General features: G+C 73.3%; 14 protein-coding genes. 3 read left to right on the forward strand and 11 right to left on the reverse strand.

The window, feature by feature from the left end:
* The first annotated feature begins 358 nt into the window (after nt 1-358).
* Entirely contained in the window at nt 359-1,780 is a 1,422-nt protein-coding gene (locus LQ326_RS10630) for a hypothetical protein (RefSeq protein WP_308401889.1), read from the forward strand.
* 314 nt (nt 1,781-2,094) lie between these two features.
* Here the strand turns inward: LQ326_RS10630 and LQ326_RS10635 are convergent, their stop codons facing one another.
* The 6 genes from LQ326_RS10635 to LQ326_RS10660 form a co-directional block, all read right to left on the reverse strand.
* On the reverse strand, nt 2,095-4,683 hold the full coding sequence (locus LQ326_RS10635; RefSeq protein ID WP_234535022.1) for a SpoIIE family protein phosphatase: 2,589 nt from the start codon (nt 4,681-4,683) through the stop codon (nt 2,095-2,097).
* 259 nt (nt 4,684-4,942) lie between these two features.
* Nucleotides 4,943-5,350, reverse strand: a complete 408-nt coding sequence (locus tag LQ326_RS10640) for an ATP-binding protein (protein WP_234535024.1) — start codon at nt 5,348-5,350, stop codon at nt 4,943-4,945.
* Nucleotides 5,351-5,936: 586 nt separating this feature from the next.
* Nucleotides 5,937-6,344 (reverse strand): (deoxy)nucleoside triphosphate pyrophosphohydrolase, encoded by a 408-nt coding sequence (locus LQ326_RS10645; protein WP_234535025.1) that lies wholly within the window; start codon nt 6,342-6,344, stop codon nt 5,937-5,939.
* Between the two features lie 21 nt (nt 6,345-6,365).
* Nucleotides 6,366-6,563 (reverse strand): SPOR domain-containing protein, encoded by a 198-nt coding sequence (locus LQ326_RS10650; protein ID WP_234535028.1) that lies wholly within the window; start codon nt 6,561-6,563, stop codon nt 6,366-6,368.
* 329 nt (nt 6,564-6,892) lie between these two features.
* A complete protein-coding gene (locus LQ326_RS10655; RefSeq protein WP_234535029.1) occupies nt 6,893-7,645 on the reverse strand; it encodes a GntR family transcriptional regulator in 753 nt (250 codons plus the stop codon).
* Nucleotides 7,646-7,792: 147 nt separating this feature from the next.
* Complete coding sequence (locus LQ326_RS10660) at nt 7,793-9,016, reverse strand: DUF4190 domain-containing protein (protein ID WP_234535030.1); 1,224 nt, start codon at nt 9,014-9,016, stop codon at nt 7,793-7,795.
* Between the two features lie 288 nt (nt 9,017-9,304).
* Here LQ326_RS10660 and LQ326_RS10665 point away from each other — a divergent pair, with 288 nt between their 5' ends.
* Together LQ326_RS10665 and LQ326_RS10670 are read left to right on the forward strand one after the other, a co-directional pair.
* Nucleotides 9,305-9,496 (forward strand): hypothetical protein, encoded by a 192-nt coding sequence (locus tag LQ326_RS10665; RefSeq protein WP_234535032.1) that lies wholly within the window; start codon nt 9,305-9,307, stop codon nt 9,494-9,496.
* Nucleotides 9,493-10,665, forward strand: a complete 1,173-nt coding sequence (locus LQ326_RS10670; RefSeq protein WP_234535034.1) for a serpin family protein — start codon at nt 9,493-9,495, stop codon at nt 10,663-10,665. Before LQ326_RS10665 ends, LQ326_RS10670 begins: the two co-directional genes overlap by 4 nt.
* A 284-nt stretch (nt 10,666-10,949) precedes the next feature.
* Here LQ326_RS10670 and LQ326_RS10675 read toward each other — a convergent pair whose 3' ends face one another.
* From LQ326_RS10675 to LQ326_RS10695, 5 genes are all read right to left on the reverse strand, one after another.
* A complete protein-coding gene (locus LQ326_RS10675) occupies nt 10,950-13,928 on the reverse strand; it encodes a glycoside hydrolase family 2 TIM barrel-domain containing protein (RefSeq protein WP_234535035.1) in 2,979 nt (992 codons plus the stop codon).
* A gap of 136 nt (nt 13,929-14,064) precedes the next feature.
* Nucleotides 14,065-16,788 (reverse strand): glycoside hydrolase family 38 N-terminal domain-containing protein, encoded by a 2,724-nt coding sequence (locus tag LQ326_RS10680; RefSeq protein ID WP_234535037.1) that lies wholly within the window; start codon nt 16,786-16,788, stop codon nt 14,065-14,067.
* A gap of 26 nt (nt 16,789-16,814) precedes the next feature.
* Entirely contained in the window at nt 16,815-17,621 is an 807-nt protein-coding gene (locus tag LQ326_RS10685) for a carbohydrate ABC transporter permease (protein WP_268206927.1), read from the reverse strand.
* Nucleotides 17,622-17,668: 47 nt separating this feature from the next.
* Complete coding sequence (locus LQ326_RS10690; protein ID WP_234535042.1) at nt 17,669-18,616, reverse strand: carbohydrate ABC transporter permease; 948 nt, start codon at nt 18,614-18,616, stop codon at nt 17,669-17,671.
* Nucleotides 18,617-18,623: 7 nt separating this feature from the next.
* The gene (locus LQ326_RS10695) at nt 18,624-19,958 is read right to left on the reverse strand and encodes a type 2 periplasmic-binding domain-containing protein (protein ID WP_234535044.1); all 1,335 of its coding nucleotides are present in this window, start codon (nt 19,956-19,958) and stop codon (nt 18,624-18,626) included.
* Nucleotides 19,959-20,105: the final 147 nt, after the last annotated feature.

Consider the following 20,105-nt stretch of genomic DNA (forward strand, 5'->3'; position numbering starts at 1 on the left):
CCCGTCGCTCCGGTCAATGCCGACACCCCCGCCCTCGTCCGGCCCTCTGCCTGCGTTGTCGCGCGACTATATGGGCGAGACTCGCACACTCACACGTGACTTCCGGCGCAATCACCCTCACCAGTGATCCGGGGACACACGTTCGCCTTCTTGTCGGCGCCCGCGGGCCTGGTGCGCCGGGGCCCGACGGGCCTGAATCCTTCCGTCGCCGAGCCCTCCCCTGCCCCTCTGATCCCGTCATCACCCGCCTGTCCCCGCCCGGTCGCGAAGCCGGCCGGATGCCCATACGCTCCGAAATGTGACGTCATCCTTGATCCGGGGTCGGCCGAGACGTGCCACCGGGCACATAGGTGTGCGGGTGGGGCACGCGGTGCTGGGCGGGGTGACCGGGGTGGTCTGGCTGGTGCTGCCGGTGATGACGAGCACCGTTCGAGATCCGGTTCCGGTGGCCGAGGGCGGCACGGTCGCCGCGGCCGACGTGGCGGACGGGGTACCGGCCGTCGATTACGTGCTGCCGCTCGCGGTCGTGGCCGCGGCCGGCGCGCTGGGCGGCTACGGATACGTACGGCGGATACGGCGGGCCCGCTCGCGCACCACGCCGGGGATCGTCTCTCCCGCACCGCCGGTGCCGTCGGCCCTCGACGTCGAGCGGCAGGCCCGGTCCTCCCTGGTCCTCGCCGACGACTGTGTGCGCGCGAGCCGGGAGGCCCTCGGGTACGTCGACGGGGGCGAGCCCGTCGTACGGGCCCTCAGGGCGGCCGAGACCGAGCTGGCGGCCGCGTTCGCGATATGGCGCCGGAACGAGGAGGGGGTGCCCGGGGACGACGCCGGCCGGCGGCAGGCACTGGTGGGTGTGGTCGGGCGGTGCGCCGAGGCGGGACGGCAATTGGACGCGGCCGCGGCTGAGTTCGACGCCGCGTGGGAAGCGGGGGGTGCGCTGGCGGTGGCCGAGGGGCGGTTCCGGAAGCTGGCGGGGCGGACCGGCAGGGTGGCGGGCGCGCTGGCCGAGGCGGGTGCGCGGTACGGGCCGGCCGCCCTCGCCCCTGTGGTCGGGTACGTCGAACAGGCCAAGGACCGGCTGGTGTTCGCGACGTCCCGGCTCAACCAGGCCCGCCAGGCAGGGGATTCAGGTGACCGTGAGGGGTCCCGGCGGGGGGTGCGGGCCGCCGAGGGGGCCGTGGCGCAGGCCGGGGTGCTGCTGGGCGGGGCGGAGCGGCTGGCGCGGGAGCTGCGGACGGCGGCGGAGCTGGTGCCGGCCGCCCTGACGGGCGCGGAGGCGGAGCTCGCGGGGCTGCGGGGGACGACCCCGTCGCCGCGGCTGACGCATGCCGACGCCGTGCTGGCCGCCGTGAGGGAGGAGGTGACCGGCGGGCCGTACGACCCGTTGGACGCCCTGCGCCGGGTCGTGCGCGCGGTGGAGGGAACGGGGGGCGGGCGGTCCGGGGTGATCGCGGCGGGGGCGGAGCTGGTGGCGCGCGGCGCGCTGGAGGCGGCGGACGACTTCGTGGGGACGCATCGGGGGGCGGTGGGGGTACAGGCCCGCGCGTTGCTGGCGGGCGCGCGGGGCGTGGCGCCGGCGGACACGGACCGGCTCGCCCGGAAGGCGCGGGAACTGGCGGAGCGGGACGTACGGGTGCACGGGAACCCGTACGCGGGGGAGGCCGCCCATGGCAGCGGGGTGACGGGGGCGGTGCTCGGGGGTGTGCTGCTGGGCGAGGAGGGGGACGGGGGGCCGGTGGTGGCCTTCGGGGGGCCGGAGAGCAGGGGGAGGCTGGGGTGACGCCCACGGGGGTGCCACGACCGGCCGTCGTGCGACTGCGGGCGCACGGGGGCTGGCCGCGCAGTTCCCCGCGCCCCTTACGGGGCGCTTGAGCCGGGCGGGGTGACGAGTCACCGTCGCTGGTCGCGCCCACGCGGCGGAGCCGCACGTCAGACACAGCCCCGCGCCCCTTACGGGGCGCTGCCGCTGGCGCCTCTGAAAAGGAAGCGGGGCGGGTTAGCGTACGCCCAGCAGGGCGCCCCAAAGGGGCGCGGGGAACTGCGCGACCAGCCCCCACGGCGCCGCACCGGACGGACGGCCGGTACCACCCCTCCTCAGAACAGGCTGAGCAGAGCCTCCGCGGGGTCGGTCAGGCCCGTCTCGCCGTCCGGCAGCGGGAGTTCGAACCACACCGTCTTGCCCCGCGGCGTCCGGCGTGAGCCCCACGCCGCGCTGAGCAGCCCGACCAGTTGCAGCCCACGCCCGCCCTCGTCGGTGTCCCGCGCCCTGCGGCGCCTCGGCTGGACCAGACCGGAGTCCCAGACTTCGCACACCAGGGTGCGGTCGAGCAGGAGGCGCAGCCGTATCTCGCCCTCGCCGTACCGCAGCGCGTTGGTGACCAGCTCACTGACCAGGAGTTCCGTCGTGTCGACCAGCGGCTCCAGGTCCCATGTGAGCAGCTGGCCGCGCGCGTACTCGCGGGCGCGGCCCACACTGCGCGGCTCGCGCGGCAGCGTCCAGTCGCCGACCGACTCGGCCGGCAGCCCCTGGACCCGTGCCATCAGCAGCGCGATGTCGTCCTCGCCGTGATGCGTGTCGAGGGTGCTGAGGACGTGGTCGCAGACGTCCTCAAGCGGCTGGGACGGGTCGGTGAGGGCCCCGACGAACGCCTGGAGGCCCTCGTCCAGGGGGTGGTCGCGGGATTCGACCAGGCCGTCGGTGTAGAGAGCGAGAAGGGATCCCTCGGGAAGGTCCACCTCGACCTCCTCGAAGGGCTCGCCGCCGACGCCGAGCGGCATGCCGGGCGGCACGTCGAGCATCAGGGCGGCCTCGCCGGGTTCCACGAGGACGGGCGGCAGATGGCCGGCGTTGGCGAACGTACAGCGCCTGGTGACGGAGTCGTAGACGGCGTACACGCAGGTCGCCAGGTAGACCTCGGAGAGGTCGGCGTCGCGGGGCTGGCGGGCGGTGCGGGTGGCCTGCTGAACCCCGCCGGGGGTGCCGAGGCCGCGGGCGATCTCGTCCAGTGCGGAGAGCACTTCGGCCGGTTCGAGGTCGAGCAGGGCCAGCGTGCGCACGGCGGTGCGGAGTTCGCCCATCGCGACCGCCGCGCGAAGACCCCGTCCCATCACGTCGCCCACCACCAACGCCGTGCGGTGGCCGGGGAGTTCTATGACGTCGAACCAGTCGCCGCCGACCTCGGTGGCCGCGTTGCCGGGCAGGTAGCGGCAGGCGATGTCCAGGCCGGAGGCCTCCGGGTCGCCGGGCGGGAGCAGGGACCGTTGCAGTATCAACGCGCGTTCGTGCTCGCGCCGGTAGAGGCGGGCGTTGTCGATGCACACGGCGGCGCGCGCGGCCAGCTCGACGGCGAGGTCCCGGTCGCGGTCGCCGAACGGTTCGCTGCCCTTGGTGCGGGCGAACTGGGCGAGGCCGACGACCGTGTCGTGGGCGACCATGGGCACGGCCAGCGTGGACTGGACCAGGCCGCCCTCCGCCGCCGGCACACGCTGCGGGCGGGCGGTGCGCAGGGCGTCCGCGCAGGGGGAGTTGAAGGGGTAGTGGTGGACCGCGCCGACGGCGACGGCGGCCCCGCCGCCCACGAAGGGGGCGTCGGAGACCGCGCTGGCGAAGGCGACCCGGCGCAGCTCGGCGCTGCCGTCGGCAAGACCGGGCGGGGCCTCGTCGCCGGCCAGCAGGCCCTGGTAGAGGTCGACGGTGGCGAGGTCGCAGAAGCCGGGGACGACCACGTCGAGGAGTTCGCGGGCGGTGGTCTCCAGGTCGAGGGAGTTGCCTATGCGGGCGCCGGCCTCGTTGAGGAGGGCGAGATTACGCCGGGCGGCGGCGGCCTCACGGGCGGCGGCACGGCGGGCGGTGATGTCCAGGCCGAGCCAGGCGACGCCGATGGGGCGGCCGGTGCCGCTGTGCACCCGGTAGAGGTTGATGGACCAGTGGCGGCGCTCCTGGGAGCCTGGCACGAAGCCCGTGACGTGCATGTCCGTGATGGAGTTGCCGGTCTCCAGGACCCGCCGCAGGGTGGCCGCGACCCGCTCGGCCTCGGAGCGCGGCAGATAGTCGTGGACGCCCTTGCCGCGGTGGTCCTCGGGAGTGCCGCCGAAGACGGAGGAGAACTGCACGTTGGCGCGGCGGATCCGCAGGTCGGTGTCGATCAGCAGGAAGCCGAACGGAGATTGACCGAATATCGCCTGCGAGGCCGCGAGGTCGGTCTCGATGCTGCGTAGGGTACGGACGTCGACCACGATGCACACGGCCGCGTTCTCGCCCTCGGCGGTGCGGGTGGGCATGACGTAGACCTCGGCGAGGCCCTCCTCGCCGCGCTTGCCGTCCGCCGTGTCGGGCATCCGGAACGGGACCACGCCGGTCCACTCCCGCCCGTCCAGGATCTCGGCCATCTTCCGCTGGCCGCGCTCGCGCAGGTCGGGGTCGACGAACGCGTCGATGGGGTCCATGCCGACGGCGCGCTCGGCGGGGATACCGAAGATCTGCTCGGCGCGCAGGCTCCACTGGTCGACCAGGCCGCCGACGCCGATGGAGAACGAGGCCGCCTTGATGTAGTCGTAGATCGAGCCGGGCGGGCTGGTCTGCCACATGGCGTCGCCGGGGGCCGCGGCCGTCTCCGCCGTCCCCGCCCTCACGCCGTCCGACGGGTCCTCGGACTCCGTGGCCTTAGCTGGTATCTCGCTCACGCGAACCGTCCCCTCCAGCTCACCGCGCCCGGCACCGGTCACCGGGTGCGGCTGCCCGCAGTATCCAGCACTACGGCGCCGCCTGACACGGTGTTCACGATCACAGCACGGTCCCGACGATTTCCGGACCGGACCGTGACAACACTTTCAGTCTTCTAACCAGGGAACACGGCGTCGAACCACGTAGTCCGGCACGCGTTGATCAGCCACTCTCGCGGGTGGACCGCGTCGCCCCGCGTGTACACCCCGTTCACCCGGTTCACCCCGGTACGGCCAACTCGAACCAGACCGTCTTCCCGTTGGCGCCGGGCAGGGTGCCCCAGCTGCGCGAGGAGCCCGCCACCAGTTGCAGACCGCGGCCGCTCTCGTCGTCGGGGCTGGCGGCGCGTTCGCGTGGCGGGTCCGGGAGCGGGTCGGAGACCTCGACCCGCAGGGTGTCGCCGAGCTGTGGGGGGCGGACGAGGCGGACGCCGATGGGGCCGGTGGCGTGTCGTAGCGCGTTGGTGACGAGTTCGCTGACCAGCAGGGCGGTGACGTCGGCGAGGGTGTCCAGGCCCCAGCCGCGCAGTTGGTCACGGACCGCGGTCCGGGCGGCGCGCACGGCGCCCGGTTCCGCGGGAAAGGTCCACTCGACGGTGTCACCTTCGGTGTCGATCACACCGATCACTTCCCAGTCGCTTCCGTGGCTGCGAGCCCGGCCATGTCCGGTTTCATGGGGTTAATGGGCACATACCCGATTACCGGGGGGCAGTACCGCAGGCGAAGGCGCACTGTGGTGCGAACGGCTTACGCCGGGGGCCGTGCGCCTGGGAGCTCGGGGGTGCGCGTGCGGGGCGGGTGCGGGTGCGTCGTGGCTTGTCGCGCCCGCGCGGCGGTAGCCGCATATTCGGTACGGCCCCGCGCCCCCAGCCGTCGGGGCTTCGCCCCTGACCCCAGCGACTTGCCACCCCCGCGCGGCGCCGGCCGCGCACTCGGTACGGGCACATGCCCCTCTTCGTCGGCGCTTCACCCCCGACACAAGCCGCTCGTCACTCCCGCGCGGCGCCGGCCGCACATTCAGCACAGCCCCGCGCCCCTGCCCGCCGGCGCTTCACCCCTGCCTCAAGCCCCTTGGCGCACCCGCGCCGCGTGTTCAGTACGGCGCGCCCCTGTCCGTGGACGCTATGCCCCGCCTCAAGCCGCTTGCCACGCCCGCGCGGCGCCGGCCGCGTGTGCGGTACGGGCGGGGGCACGGGAGGGGCGGGGTTTCGGACCTACCCCCACCGGTCCGCCGTCGCGGTCACCTCGCGGACCGCCGGGACGTCCTGGTCCAGCCAGTTCACGTCCCAGATCTGCGCCGGGGCCAGCCAGCGCAGTTCGTCGTGGTCCTGGAGGGGCTTGGGGGCGGGGGAGGCGGGGTGGAGGCGGGCCGTCCACACCTGGAGGACGTACGGGGGGCGCAGCGGCCACTCCCCCGGCACCCGTGTCAGCGTCTCCGCCTCCACGCCCAGTTCCTCGCGCAGTTCGCGCACCAGGGCGTGCTCGGGGGTCTCGTCCGGCTCCACCTTGCCGCCGGGGAGTTCCCAGCGGCCGGCCAGGTCGGGGGGTGCGCTGCGGCGGGCCGCGAGGAGGCGGCCGGCGTCGAGCAGGGCGGCTCCGACCACCACGATCCGTTCGCTCATGGGCCGGAGCCTACGGGAGGCTCAGTTACGGGCGGCGCTCTCCCCGTTGCTGTGGCCGACGCGCTCGACCCAGTAGAGCTGCTTGTGCCCGCGGTCGTCGAGACTGTCGGCGATCTTCTGGGCCTCGGCCCGGGTCGCGTACCGGCCGACGCGGTAGCGATTGCCGTTGTCGTCCTGCCGTATGACCAGCCAGGGGAGAGAGACCGTGCCTTCCGTCATCGCGCCCCTCCGCATCTCCCGGCTCCCGCCCATCCCCGCCCCGCTAAGGAAACCGCACTCCGCATATGCCCGAGCGTACGCCTAACCTTTACGCAGCGAATACGCCTTTTCACAAAGAGGTACGCAACCAGCCAGAACGTCGGGGGCGCACGGCCACGAATGCGCCGTGCGCACGCCTCCCGTTTCGGGTTCGCGAGCTTGCCGCGGAGACCCCGGCCACCTGGGACAACGGCCGGATCGCTACGGTGGGGCACAGGTCCGGACCTGGGTCGTGAAGGCGTCAACCACCGCAAGGGTGTGCGCTACTTCACTCACAGGTGGTACGGACGCTACTTCACCGGCAGATGGTAGGACGCCCGGTAGCGGTCGGCCGGAATGACGACGTCCGCGGTCTCCACCGGGCGGCCCGAGGCGTAGTACGTCCGCTGGATGACGAGGACGACATGGCCCGGGACCCCGCCCAGGACGAGCAGTTCCTCGGCGAGGCCGGGGCGGGCACCGACCTCCTCGGTGACGTTGTCCACGACGACGTCGATGGCGCGCATCCGCTCGACCACGCCCATCCCGCCGAGCGGGCCCTCCTCGGGCAGCATCACGGGGGTGCGGCCGGTGACGGCGAGGGGCTCCCAGGAAGTGGAGAGCATCATCGGGTCACCCGCGTCCCGGAACAGGTACCGGGTGCGCATCACGCGGTCGCCGAGACGGATGCCGAGCCGGTCGGCGATCGCGGCGCCGGCCTCGGTCTGCTCGCTGCTGGACTCCCAGGTGCCGCGCGCGGCCGCGTCGGACTGCTCCTGCCGGAACGGGGTGGCGCCGCCGGCCGGGCGGAACCCGGAGCGGGCCACCCGCCGGGGCACGGGCCGCTCGCGCACGTAGGTCCCGGAGCCGGAGCGGCCCTCGACCAGCCCCTCGGCCATCAGCACCTTGCGGGCCTCCAGGGCGACCGTGTCCGAGACGCCGTACTCCTCGCGGATCCGGGCCTGGGAAGGCAGCCGGGTGTGCGGCGGCAGCGAACCGTCGACGATTTTCTTACGGAGATCACCCGCGACACGCAGATACGCCGGCTGCTCACCGAAAGTCACTGGCCGCTCCCATCAGGTTGTACAGACAGCAACAGCGTGGCAACCGTGGGTTGAGCCGTGCAAGCAAAGGCCAGAGAATCACTCGATGTGATGACATACGGCCCGGGGAGGCTTTACGCAGGCACTTTCTCCCCGCTATGGCTGTGATCACACCTCCAGGCCGGAGCCGGTTCCTCCGCTGCCGGAGCCGCCGCCTCCGCCGTCGTCCGAGGGCGGGGTGGTGGCGAGGCCCAGAGCCTTGCGCGCGGTGACGGTCCGCTTCGGGTCGAGCAGCGTCCAGCCCTTGTCGTAGTGGGCGTAGTACGTGTGCGCGTCCGTGGCCCGCGCGGCCTTCGCCCACTGCGTCTTCGCCTGGTCCAGGTCCGCGATCAGGTCACTCACCGGCCGCTTCGCGTCCGGACCCCAGCCGTACGCGCGCAGCATCGCGGTCTGCTTGCCGACGGCGGTGGTCACCCGGCCCGCCCACCGCCGGTAGCCGGGCAGGTCGTCCTCGACGTACTGCGCCTCGGGAACGGTGGCGAGGGCGGAGTTGAGGACGTGCGCGGCATCGAGGTAGGCGACCTGGTCCGCGTCCAGCACGCTCTCGTCGTTGCGCAGCGAACCGGACAGGGTCCTGCCCTCGGTCGTGTTGCCGAAGACGCAGGCGACCTCCCGGTCGCCGTACTTCCAGCTGTCCTCGCTGGGCGTGAAGTAGTACACGTCGACGTCGTCGGGGATCGCCCAGCCGTCCATCGCGTAGCCGTCCTCCAGCGCGTAGCAGCGCTCGTCGGCGGATGTGCCGACGCTGTCGTCGCCCGGGTAGGACGAGCCCTTGAGCCGGTAGGTGGCGAAGACCTCGCCGTCGTGCGTCTTCGCGCAGTCCACGACGTCGACGTCGGAGACCAGGTCGCCGGTGAGCGTGCCGTCGGGGGTGTCGAAGCAGTCGCCGGTGGACAGCGAGAGGCTGGAGCTGTCGCTCGCGCCCTCCTTGACGCCGTACCAGATCTCGCCCGCCCCGCCGGTGGCCAGCACCAGCACCCACAGGGCCAGCCCGGCCGACGACAACACCGACCCGATGACCGCCATCGCCTTGCCGCGCTCACCGCGCCGGCGGATCTGGCTCAGGCCGATCAGCCCCAGCAGCAGCCCGACCCCCGGCAGGAAGCACAGCAGCCCGAGCACGAGGGAGGCGATGGCGAGCCCGTTGACGGGCGGCTCGGGGACGTAGGGGCCGTAGCCCTGCCCCCAGGGCTGGTACGGCCCCGGGTACGGCTGGGGCGGCTGCTGCCCGTACGGTCCCTGCGGGTACTGCGGGTACTGCGGGTGGCCCGACTGGGGCGGCTGGTAGGGCCCTTGCGGCTGATGGGGGCCGGGGGGCGGAGGTATGGACACCGGTACCGTGCTCCTGAGGGGGCGTCTGGCCGCGGGGAAACGCACGGCTGAACTGACGTACGACTGCGCGCATCGTAAGCGCGCCGTGAACGGGGGCGGAATGAGGGTGGGGAAGGCGGCCGTGCGCGCGGTGAACGGGCCGGCCGCGCGCCGGCCGGCCGGGGCGCGGGACGGCACGGGGTGCTCGGCGGCCGGCGGCCGGCCGCTGCCGGCCTTCCTCGCCGACGGGGGGCCGGCGGCAGGGCACGCGGCGAGCCGGCGGACGCGCCGGGCTTCGGGACAGCCGCGGTGACGGCGTCCGGGACGGCGGGATCGGGCCCCCTGCCCGAGCGGCGTCACGTCACCGTCCGCAGCCGCGCCGCCTTCGACCGCCCCTTCGGCTTCCTCGCCCCGCAGCGCCACTCCCGGCTCGTCCCGGCGGCGGCCCGGGTGACGGAGCCGGCGCCCTTCCCCGACCACACCTGGGAGCACGACGAATGATCGACACCGTCCGCGCCGTCAACGCGCTCACCGCACGCTGGGGCCTGCAGACCAGACAGGGCACGGTCTTCTCGGCGGCCGGGGTCTGGCCGCTGCTGGCCTTCCTCGCCGACGGTGCCGCGGGCCCGGCCCGGGACGAGCTGACCCGGGCCGTGGGGCTGCAGGCGGACCAAGCCGCCGCGGGAGCACGGGAGTTGCTCACCGGGCTGGACTCGATGCCGGGCGTCGGGTCGGCCCTGGGGCTGTGGACCGACCGGGCGCTGGAGCTGCGCGAACAGTGGGCGGCGGGGCTGCCGGCCGACGCGCACGGGGTGCTCGGCGCCGACCCGGCGGCCTCCCGGGAGGCGCTGGACGCCTGGGCGGCGAAGCGCACCGAGGGGCTGGTCGAGCGGCTGCCGGTCCGGCTCGCCGAGGGCGCCCGGATGGTGCTGGCGACCGCGCTGGCGCTGCGCACGGACTGGCAGCAGCCGTTCCGGGAGACCCTGCTGCGGCCCGGCTCCGGGCCCTGGCGGGACCGTATGCTGGCCGGTCTGCACCGCAGCAGCGTCCGGCCGGACCGGATCGGCGTGACCGCGGGCCCGGACGGGCACGTCACCACGCTGAAGGTCCTCGGCGACAACGGCCTCGACGTGCACCTGGTGCTCGGCGCGGAGGGGATGGCCCCGGGGCAGGTGCTGCACACGGGCATCGGCGTCCTGGAGCGGGCCCTGCCGGTGACGACCGGCGGACAGCTCCCCTACGGGCCCGCGGGACCGGGTGTGGTCGTGGAGCGGCAGCCGTCCGTCACCCCGGACCCGGTCCGGCTCGACGTGACCACCCCCGGCTTCACGGTCCGCGCCGACCACGACCTCCTCCAGCACCACGGGCTGTTCGGGCTCTCCACGGCGGCGGACGCCCGCGAGGGGCACTTCCCCGGGATCAGCGCCGCGCCGCTCGCCATCGGGGCGGCCGGGCAGTCCGCGGTCGCGGAATTCGGGCCGCTGGGCTTCCGGGCCGCCGCGGTGACGGCGGTGGCGGCGGCGCCGGGCGGCGGCCCGCCCCAGCACCGGCACGAGTCCACGGTGGTGCGGGCCGTCTTCGACCGGCCGTTCGGCTTCCTCGCCGTGCACCGCGGGACCCGGCTGGTCCTGGCGGCGGGCTGGGTGACGGAGCCCACCGAGGCGGGCTGAGCGCCCGGTCGGCGGGGCCGCGACGCGCGCCGTCCGGCCGCGGCACCGTCGTCGCTGGTCACGCCCGCCTGGCGGCAGCCGCACCTTCCACACGGCGCCGCCCCTTCGGGGCGCCGCTGTTCGCGCCGGTGCTGAGCCAGATCCTGGTCATGTCCCGTCTCCCTGCTCTCCGCTGTCGCTCCAGCCAACCGCCTTCATCCGAAGCGGAGTTCACCTCCAACGGGTTCTGGAGCGGGTTCACCTCACCGGCGCACGGCGCAGCCGGACGGCAGGTACCTGCCCGCTCAGGCGCCTGCCCTGATGCGCAGCCTGAGGGTGCGGGCTTCGGGGCGCAGCGCGAACTCGGGCCACACGTCCGGCCCGCAGGCCCGGGAGCCGAGGCCGTGCTGGGCCGCGTCGACGATGAGGTGGCTGGTGGTGGACTCCGGGAGCTCGTAGGGGTGGGCGGCGCGGGCGAGCTGCTGCGGGGTGTGGCGGGTGAGGGTGAAGCCGGGGCGGCGCCCGCGGGTGTCGGGGAGGGCCTCGATCCGCAGGACGCCGGTGCCGCCGCTGGTCAGCGTCAGGTGGCGGACCTGGGAGCGGTGGCCGGTCTCCTGGGGACGCGCGTACGCCACCGGCAGGTCGTGGACGGTGGCCGAGAAGCGGCCGGTGCGGGCCGCCCGCATGCTGTCCGGGTAGGACTCCAGCGGGCCCGCGCCGAACCACTCGGCGCCGTCCACGGGGGCTGCCCCGTCGGGCAGTTCGAAGCGGACCCCGATCCGCGGCCACACCGTCGTCCAGCCGCGCGAGGGCTCGATCTCGACGCGCAGTTCCAGCTCGCCGTCCTCGACCGACCACACCGACTCCACCGTGACGAAGAGCGCGGAGTCCGCGGCGGCGACCCGGTCGACGGTGCGCAGGGCCCCCGTGGCCTGGGCCACGCCGACCCGCCGGGTGGTGAGGCGGTCGAGTCCGTCCCGGCGCCACAGTTCGGCGCTGGAGACCCCGGCGGCACTGGCGTCGCTGCCCTCCAGCCGGTCGGCCGTGCCCTCGTCGTTGTCGGTCGGCGCGCGGAACAGCTCCAGCCGCGGCCCGGTCACGGCCCGCCCGGCGAGGCGGGTGAGGGACCCGCCGGTGAACTCGGCGATGCCGAGCGAGCACGTCCCCTCGCCCGGCCGCCAGCCGGTCCGGGGCCGCACGGCGGGCACCGGCCGCCGTACCGAGCGGTCCAGCTGGGCGGTGGCGACCTCGTGTCCCGCGGGCGCCCAGGCCGTGTCGGCCGCCAGCACCGCCTCGACCGTCAGCCAGGTCTCGGCGTCCGCGGCCACCGCGGCCGGGGGCAGCGGGACCCGTCCCGACTCGCCCGCCGCGAGGAGCGGTACGGGCAGCTCCCCCGCCTCCACGGGGATGCCGTCGAACTCGGCGCGCCAGCGGAAGCGCAGGTCGGAGGTGTCGGCCGAGTGCCGCAGGTTGGTGAGCACGAGCTGGTCGCCGTCGAAGGCGAACCGGATGGGCTGGACCACCGCCTTGAACTCGTGGAGGCCGGGCGTCGGCACGTCGTCGCTGAGCACCATCCCGTCCATCACGAAGTTGCCGTCGTGCACGACCTCGCCGAAGTCGCCGCCGTAGGCGTAGTACGGCCTCCCGTCGGGGGCGGTGGCCAGGATGCCGTGGTCGCGCCACTCCCAGACGAATCCGCCGTGCAGCCGCGGGTACCGGTGCACGAGGGCCTCGTACTGGTCGAGGGCGCCCGGGCCGTTGCCCATCGCGTGGGCGTACTCGCAGAGCAGGAACGGCTTGGTGCGCTGCCGGGCGCCCTGGGCCGGGGTGCAGCCGAGCAGCGGCGCCCGGGAGCCGTCGGTGCCGATCTGCTCGGTCTCCGGCACGGTCGCGTACATCCGGGAGTAGACGTCGGTGTAGTCGCCCGTGTGGTCGCCCTCGTAGTGCACGGGACGCTCGGGGTCGCGGGCGTGCACCCAGGCGGACATGGCGGCGAGGTTGGCTCCGGTGCCGGCCTCGTTGCCCAGCGACCACATCACGACGGCGGGGTGGTTCTTGTCCCGCTCCACGGTGCGCTCGACGCGGTCCAGGCAGGCCGCGCGCCAGGCGGGGTCGTCGGTCGGGTTGCCGGTCCAGCCGACCTTGTCGAAGCCGTGGGTCTCCAGGTCGCATTCGAGGACGACCCAGAAGCCGAGTTCGTCGGCGAGGTCGAGCAGCCGGGGGTGCGGCGGATAGTGGCTGGTGCGGATGGCGTTCACGTTGAACCGCTTCATCCGCGCGAGGTCCGCGCGGGCGTGCGCCTCGTCGAAGACCCGGCCGCGCTCGGGGTGCGCCTCGTGCCGGTTCATGCCGTGGAAGACGACCCGGCGGCCGTTGACCAGGAACTGGTCGCCGCGGATCTCGACCGTGCGGAAGCCGACCCGGAGGGCGATGCTCTCGGCGGCCGAGGAGACGGTGGCGTCGTACAGCCGGGGCCGCTCGGCCGACCACGGCTCCACCTCCGCGACGTCGACGGGCGCCACGTCGGCCGGCGTCTCCCAGACCCGTTCCACACCCAGTTCGGGGATGCGCAGGGTGACCGGGAACGCCTCGGCGCCGGCGGTGACCTCCGTCTCGACGCGCCCGCGCCCGCCGTCGTAACCGGTGCGCAGCCAGACGTCCTCGATGCCCCCGGCCGGGCGGGCGAGCAGGGTGACGTCCCGGAAGATGCCGGGCAGCCACCACTGGTCCTGGTCCTCCAGGTAACTGGCCGCCGACCACTGGTGCACGCGGACGGCGACGACGTTGTCACCGGGGCGCACGGCGGAGGTCACGTCGAACTCGTGGGCCAGCCGGCTGCCGCTCGCGACGCCGGTCTCGACGCCGTTCACCCACACCTTGAACAGTGACTCGACGCCGTCGAACCGCAGGACGACCCGCTCGGCGTCCCGCCAGTGGGCGGGCAGCTCGAAGTGGCGGCGGTAGTCGCCGGTGGGGTTCTCGTCGGGGACGTGCGGCGGGTCGATCGGGAACGGGAACTGGATGTTGGTGTAGATCGGCCGGCCATGGGCGCCGTCGCCCTCCAGCACCCAGTGCGCGGGCACCGGGATGCCGTCCCAGCCCTGGTCGTCGAAGTCCTCGGCCGCGAAGTCCTCGGCCACGGCGGCCGTGGGCGACAGCCGGAAGCGCCAGGGGCCGTTCAGCGAGAGGGACGGGGCATCGGAATGCAGCCAGGAGCGGGCCGGGCGCAGGGCTCCGTGCCAGGGGGCGGGGTCCGATACGTACGCGGTGGGGTTGGAGAACAAGACGTCACAACTTTCTTTTCAGCGCCCCGAAGGGGCGCGGGGCTGTGCCAATATGCGGCTCCGCCGCGTGGGCGCGACCAGCCACGACGGCGCCGCAGTCGGACGACGGCGCATCGCGGCACGTCCCGCGGAGCGCTCAGCGGAGGACGACCGTGCGGATCTCCCAGGGGCCGAGGACGAGTTCGAGACCGTCCCGCACCGGTTCGGGGGCGAGCGGCCGGCCGAGCAGGTCGACCGTGGTCGCCTCGGTGAAGGCGCCGGTCACGCGGACGGCTGTCGCGGTGCCGCGCATCGCGGTCAGCCGGACCTCGGTGCCGGGCCCGTGCTCGGGGTCGCCGACGCGGCGGATGCCCGACACGTGCACGTCCCGGCCGTCGACCCGCACCCCGGCCGCGTCCGGGGGCAGCGGGCCGCCGCCGGGCGCGGTGCCGCGGGTGACCAGCACGTCGTTGCGGAACTCCTCGGCGAGGGCGACCGCGCCGGCGCCCTGCCAGCCGGCCGCCCACGGCAGCACGGCGAACCGGTTCTCGATGCGCATGCCCAGGTCCTGGGCGCCCGGGGCGGGGATCTCGCTCGCGGCGGGTTCGTCGCGCAGGGGGTGGATGTTGACGCTGATGGAACCGACGGCGCGCAGCAGGGTGAGGGCGAGTGCGCGGCCGCCGTCGACGAGTTCGTACTCGGTGGAGTGGTCGAGCAGGACGGTGGCCGGGCCCGCCGACACGAAGGTGCTCGCGGGGAAGGTCGGCAGGGGGTACTCGCCCCAGCCGCCCTCGGCGGTCAGGCCGCGCTCGGTGACGGCGAACTGCCCGGCCGACGCGGAGGTGGTGACGGGCAGGGGCAGCGGGACGTGCAGGCGCAGCCGGTGGTCGGCGGACCGGTTCAGGAACGTCGTGGAGACGCGGACGAAGGGTTCGCCCGCCCGGACTTCCACCAGCATGTCCACGAGGGCCGGGACGGTACGGCCGCCCCGCCGGTCCCGGTCGCCGGGGGCGAGCGCTTCCGGCCACTCGTAGCAGCGGGTGACGCGCAGCCGGGCCCGCAGCGGTCCGCTTTCGAGGAGTTCGACGCCGACCCGGACCGGCTCCGACACGAGGACGTCGTGGGCGGGAGGGGCGTAGTTGTAGCTGTCGCCGCGGTCACCGCCGTCGACCAGGCGGCCGACGCCCGACAGCACGGTGCCGTCGGCCCCGGTCACCTCCAGGGTGCCGTCGGCGGCCACGGCGACCGCGACCAGGCCGTTGGAGAGCGTGTCCGCCGTCGCCGTCGCGGCCGGCGCCGCCGGGGCGGCGGGCCCGGCGCCGGCCTCGACCCGGAAGGCGGCCAGTCCGGCGGCGGGGACGGGTACGGCCGCCAGCGCGGTGGCCCGGGCCTGGGCCAGGGTCCGTACCCGCCACTCCCCCGGATGTGCCGCGGCCGCGGCGGCGACCTCGCCGCGCAGGGTCATCAGGTCGAAGGGGCCGTCCGGTGCCTCGGCGAGGTGGAAGACCAGGGAGTTCGGGGTGAGTTCGTAGTCGTCGATCAGCAGGCCGAACAGCTCCCGGCGGTGGATACGGCGCAGGACGCGTTCGAGCCGGGACGCGTCCAGCCGCTCGTCGCTGAGGACGGTCGGGGCCTGGGAGACCGGCTGTACGGGGTGCGCCGCGCCGTCGGCGGTGACCGCGACCAGTGTGTTCTCCTCCGGGGCGGCCACGACGTCCACCTCGACCAGCGCGGTCCGCGCCACGGGCAGCGGGTTGGCGACCAGGTAGGCGTCGCCGGGCACCCCGGCGGCGGGCCCGGCGAGCGCCGCGTCGCGCACGGCGCGGGCGGTCTGCGCGGCCTCGGCGAGGCGGGCCGCGACCTGGTCGCAGGTCTCGTCGGTGCCGGAGCCGACGACCGAGTCGTGCGCCGTCGACTCGATGATCTTGTGCCAGGCGAGGGCGAGGAAGGCGGACTCGTCGCGGCCGGACCACAGGGCGTTCATCCGCTCGGCGTGGTCGACGGTCCGCTCGGCGGCGGCCATCCGCTGCTTGAGCCCGAGGCGCACCGACAGCACGCCCGGCAGGATGTTGCCCCGCACATGGCTGCGGAGTTCGCCGGTGACGACGGTGGTCACCTCGTCCCGCGCGTGCTCGCGGACGTACTCGTCGAGCGTCGCGATCGTGATCGGCCGGTCCTCCGCGGAGGCCTCGCGCAGCCAGTCGGCCAGCCGCGGGTCGGGCGCGTTGTGGTCGGTACCGGCCATGGCGAGCACCGGGTCGCCGCCCCACCGCCGGGCCGTCATCCCGGCGTACTCGCCGAGCGCGCGGCGGATCCGGTCCGGTACCAGCAGGACGTCGAGACCGTTGTCGTACCCGTCGAAGAGGAACTCGGTGCGCACCTCGGAGCCGTCGGGCGCCCGCCAGCGGAAGGCGTGTCCGTCGACCGTGCCGGGCACCCCCCGCCACAGCGCCGCGTGCTCGATCCCGGCGCGCGCCAGGATCTGCGGCATCTGCGCGATGTGGCCGAACATGTCCGGCAGATAGCCGATCGGCATGGCGCCGCCGAGCCGCTCGGCGGCCGCCCATCCCATCTGCAGGTTGCGGACGACGGTCTCGCCGGAGCAGAGGAACTCGTCGAGGAGGATCAGCCACGGCCCGACGGCCAGCCGGCCCTCGCGGACCAGGGCGGCGACCCGGTCACGGTTCTCCGGCCGCATCTCCAGGTAGTCCTCGACGGCGGCCATCTGCCCGTCGACGGTGAACCGGAAGTCCGGGTCGGCCTCGGCCGTCTCCAGCACGGTGTCCAGGGCGGCGACGAGGCGGTGCCGGAACACCTGGAACGGCTCGTACCACTCCCGGTCCCAGTGGAAGTGGGGCACGAAGACAGCCGAGTCGGGCATGGTGGAGAACACCTTCTGTGCGTGGGTCACTTGAGCGAGCCGGCGGCGAGGCCGGTGCGCCAGAACCGCTGGAGGAGGATGAAGACGACGATCACCGGCAGGATCGACACCAGCGAGCCGGTGATGACGGACTCCTGGAGCAGCGGGGCGCGCGCCGTCTGGCCGTTCCACTCGTACAGGCCGAGTGTGATCGGGAAGAGGGACTCCTTCTGGAGCATCACCATCGGCAGGAAGAAGTTGTTCCAGATGGCCACGAACTGGAACAGGAAGATGGTCACCAGGGCCGGTGTCATCAGCCGGAACGCCACCGAGAAGAACGTGCGGAACTCCCCGGCCCCGTCCAGCCGCGCCGACTCGATCAGCTCCTGCGGCACGGAGGCGCCCGCGAAGATCCGCGCGAGATAGACGCCGAACGGGCTGACGATGCTGGGCAGGAACACCGCGAGGTAGGTGTTGACGAGTCCGGTCGCCGAGAACAGCAGGAACAGCGGCAGCGCGAGCGCGGTGGTCGGCACCAGGACGCCGCCGAGGATGACGGAGAACAGGAACTCCCGGCCGCGGAACCGGAACTTGGCGAGGGCGTAGCCGCACAGCGCGGAGATCAGGGTCCCGGTGGCCGCGCCCAGCACCGCGTAGACGACGGTGTTGAGGGCCCAGCGGCCGAAGACGCCGTCGCTGCGGGTGAACAGGACATGGAGGTTCTCGAACAGGTCGAAGTGCGAGAAGACCAGCCCGTTGGTGGCGGCGAGGTCGCCCTGCGGCTTGGTCGCCGCGACGACCAGGAAGTACACCGGCAGCAGGAAGTACACGGCCAGGAGCAGCATCAGCCCCATGGCGGCGGTACGGCCGGCCCGGCTCTCGCGCGTGGTGGTCAGGTTGTTCACAGGCCCGCCTTCCTCGAGGTCAGTCGCATGAACCCGAAGCTCAGGACGAACGTGATGACGGCGATGACGACGGAAATGGCCGCGGCCTGCTGGTAGTTGTTCCCGGAGGCCACCGTGTACGCGAGCATGTTCGGGGTGAACGTGCTGGAGATGTTCGAGGAGATCTGCCGCAGCACCGCCGGTTCGGCGTACAGCTGAAGCGTGCCGATGATCGAGAAGACGGTGGTCAGGACGATCGACGGGGCGATGATCGGGACCTTGATCCGCCAGGCGGTCGTCCAGTCGGAGGCACCGTCGATCTTCGCGGCCTCGTAGAGCTCCTGCGGGATCGACTGCAGCGCCGAGAACATGATCAGCATGTTGTAGCCGGTCCACAGCCAGGTGGAGACGTTCGCGGCCGACCAGAGCACGGCACCCGGGCCGAGGAAGTCGGGGTGCAGCCCGACGCCGTTCAGCAGGTCGACGACGGGGCTGAGCTGGGGCGAGTAGAGGTACGACCACATGATCGCGGCGATCACGCCGGGCACCGCGTACGGCATGAACGCGACGATGCGGAAGAACCCCTTGGCCCGCAGCAGGGGCGTGTCGAGGAGCAGCGCGATGATCAGGGCCACGAACAGCATGACCGGCACCTGCACGATGCCGAACAGCCCGATGCGGCCGATGCTGGACCAGAACTCGGTGTTCCGCAGCACCTCCCCGTACTGCTCGAAGCCGCCGAAGGCGGTGTACGAGGTGCCGTACTGGCCGCCGGAGCGGCGCACGACGCGGAAGCTCTGCCAGAGGGCGTAGCCCACCGGTACCAGGTAGAACAGCAGGAACGGCAGGAAGAACGGGGTCACGAAGGCGGCGACGGTACCCGCCCGCGGGCCGCCGCCGTCGATGCGGCGGCGGCGCACGGGCGTGGCTGCCACGCCGGCCGTGCGGGTTGCGAGGTCGGTCATCGAACGGTCACTTGCCCGCCGTCGCCGGGATCGCCTGGTCCTTCATCGACTTCAGCGCGGCGGACTGGGCGGTGGCGAGCGCGTCGGTGAGGGAGCCGTCGCCGGCCGCGGCCTTGGCCATCGCGTCCTGGAGGGCCAGGTTCACGGTCTTCTGCGTGGGGCCCCAGGAGAAGCTGGTGTCGATCTTCCTGGAGGCGTCGGCGAAGACGTCGAAGATCTTCTCGTCGGCGTAGTACGGCACGCCCTGCTTGAGCGCGGGCAGCTCCAGGCCGGCGGTGGCCGCCGGGTAGAGGCCGCCCAGCTTGTTCTCCATCGCCAGGGCGTCCGGGTCGGTGTTCAGCCAGGTGTTGAACTCCACCGACTCGTAGAGGTGCCTGCCGCCCTTCATGAACGCGACGGTCGAGCCGCCCCAGTCACCGGAGGAGCCGTTCGCACCCCACGTCGGCATGGGGACGATGCTCCACTTCCCGGCCTGCTCGGGCAGGTTGTCGCGGAACATGCTGTAGCCCCAGGCGGCGCCGACGTAGGTGGCGAGCCGGTCCTTCTGGTACGCGGCGTACATCTGGGTCGAGCCGTGGGCGAGGTCGGTGCGCACGACCTTCTCGGAGATCAGCTTCTGCCAGTAGCCGGCGACCTGCCTGCTCTGCGCCGAGTCGACGGTGACCTGCCACTTGTCGCCGGAGTAGCCGTACATCCTGGCGTCGTTCTGCCAGAGGAGCCCGTTGAACCACTCGGCGTTGTTCGGGTCGAAGAACGTCATGTCCAGGTTCGGGTCCGCCTTGTGCAGCTTCTCGGCGGCCGTCGCGTACTCGTCCCAGGTCGTGGGAACGGCGACGCCGTACTTCTTGAAGAGGTCGCTGCGGACGTACAGGGCCATCGGGCCGGTGTCCTGCGGGATCGCGAACACGCCGGTGCCGCCGAAGCTGGTCTGCGACCAGGTCCACGGCACGAACTTCGACTTGGCCGCGCCGGCCGCCGTGCAGGCCGAGGCGTCCACGAAGGCGCTCTGGGTGCGCAGGTTGGGCAGTTCGTCGTAGCCGACCTGGGCGAGGTCCGGGGCCTTGCCCGCCTTGAGGGCGTTGCCGAGGGTGCCGTACTGGTCGTTGGAGATGTTCTTCGTCTCGACCTGGACGTCCGGATGCCGCTTGTTCCACAGGGCGACGACCTTGTCCATGCCCGGAACGGTGTTCCAGTACTGGAGGGTGACCTTGCCCTTCGTGGGCTCGCAGGAGGCTGCGGAGGCGTTGTCCGACGAGCCGGACGAGGAGCACCCGGCGAGTACGACGATGCCGGCCGTGGCCGCGGCGACGGCGACGCGGGTGCGCGTGACTGTGCTGCTCATATCTTCCGTTCCAGAGAACGCCTGGCGCGGGTGGACAGGCGGGTCGACGTTGACACCTGGAGGCGGCTGCCTTCTGGTTGGAATGAGGTTCCGTGAGCGGTACCGTGAGCGCTCACGAGAGCGGTAACGGGAAGCGATTGGGAGTGT

The organism is Streptomyces shenzhenensis (assembly GCF_021462265.1).
GTDB classification, from domain to species: Bacteria; Actinomycetota; Actinomycetes; order Streptomycetales; family Streptomycetaceae; genus Streptomyces; species Streptomyces shenzhenensis.

Excerpts from the sequence above, each read along its gene's own strand:
- LQ326_RS10645 (WP_234535025.1), bottom strand. The coding sequence starts at position 6,344 with ATGAGCGAACGGATCGTGGTGGTCGGAGCCGCCCTGCTCGACGCCGGC.
- LQ326_RS10650 (WP_234535028.1), bottom strand. The coding sequence starts at position 6,563 with ATGACGGAAGGCACGGTCTCTCTCCCCTGGCTGGTCATACGGCAGGAC.
- LQ326_RS10670 (WP_234535034.1), top strand. The coding sequence starts at position 9,493 with ATGATCGACACCGTCCGCGCCGTCAACGCGCTCACCGCACGCTGGGGC.
- LQ326_RS10680 (WP_234535037.1), bottom strand. The coding sequence starts at position 16,788 with ATGCCCGACTCGGCTGTCTTCGTGCCCCACTTCCACTGGGACCGGGAG.
- LQ326_RS10685 (WP_268206927.1), bottom strand. The coding sequence starts at position 17,621 with ATGGGGCTGATGCTGCTCCTGGCCGTGTACTTCCTGCTGCCGGTGTAC.
- LQ326_RS10690 (WP_234535042.1), bottom strand. The coding sequence starts at position 18,616 with ATGACCGACCTCGCAACCCGCACGGCCGGCGTGGCAGCCACGCCCGTG.
- LQ326_RS10695 (WP_234535044.1), bottom strand. The coding sequence starts at position 19,958 with ATGAGCAGCACAGTCACGCGCACCCGCGTCGCCGTCGCCGCGGCCACG.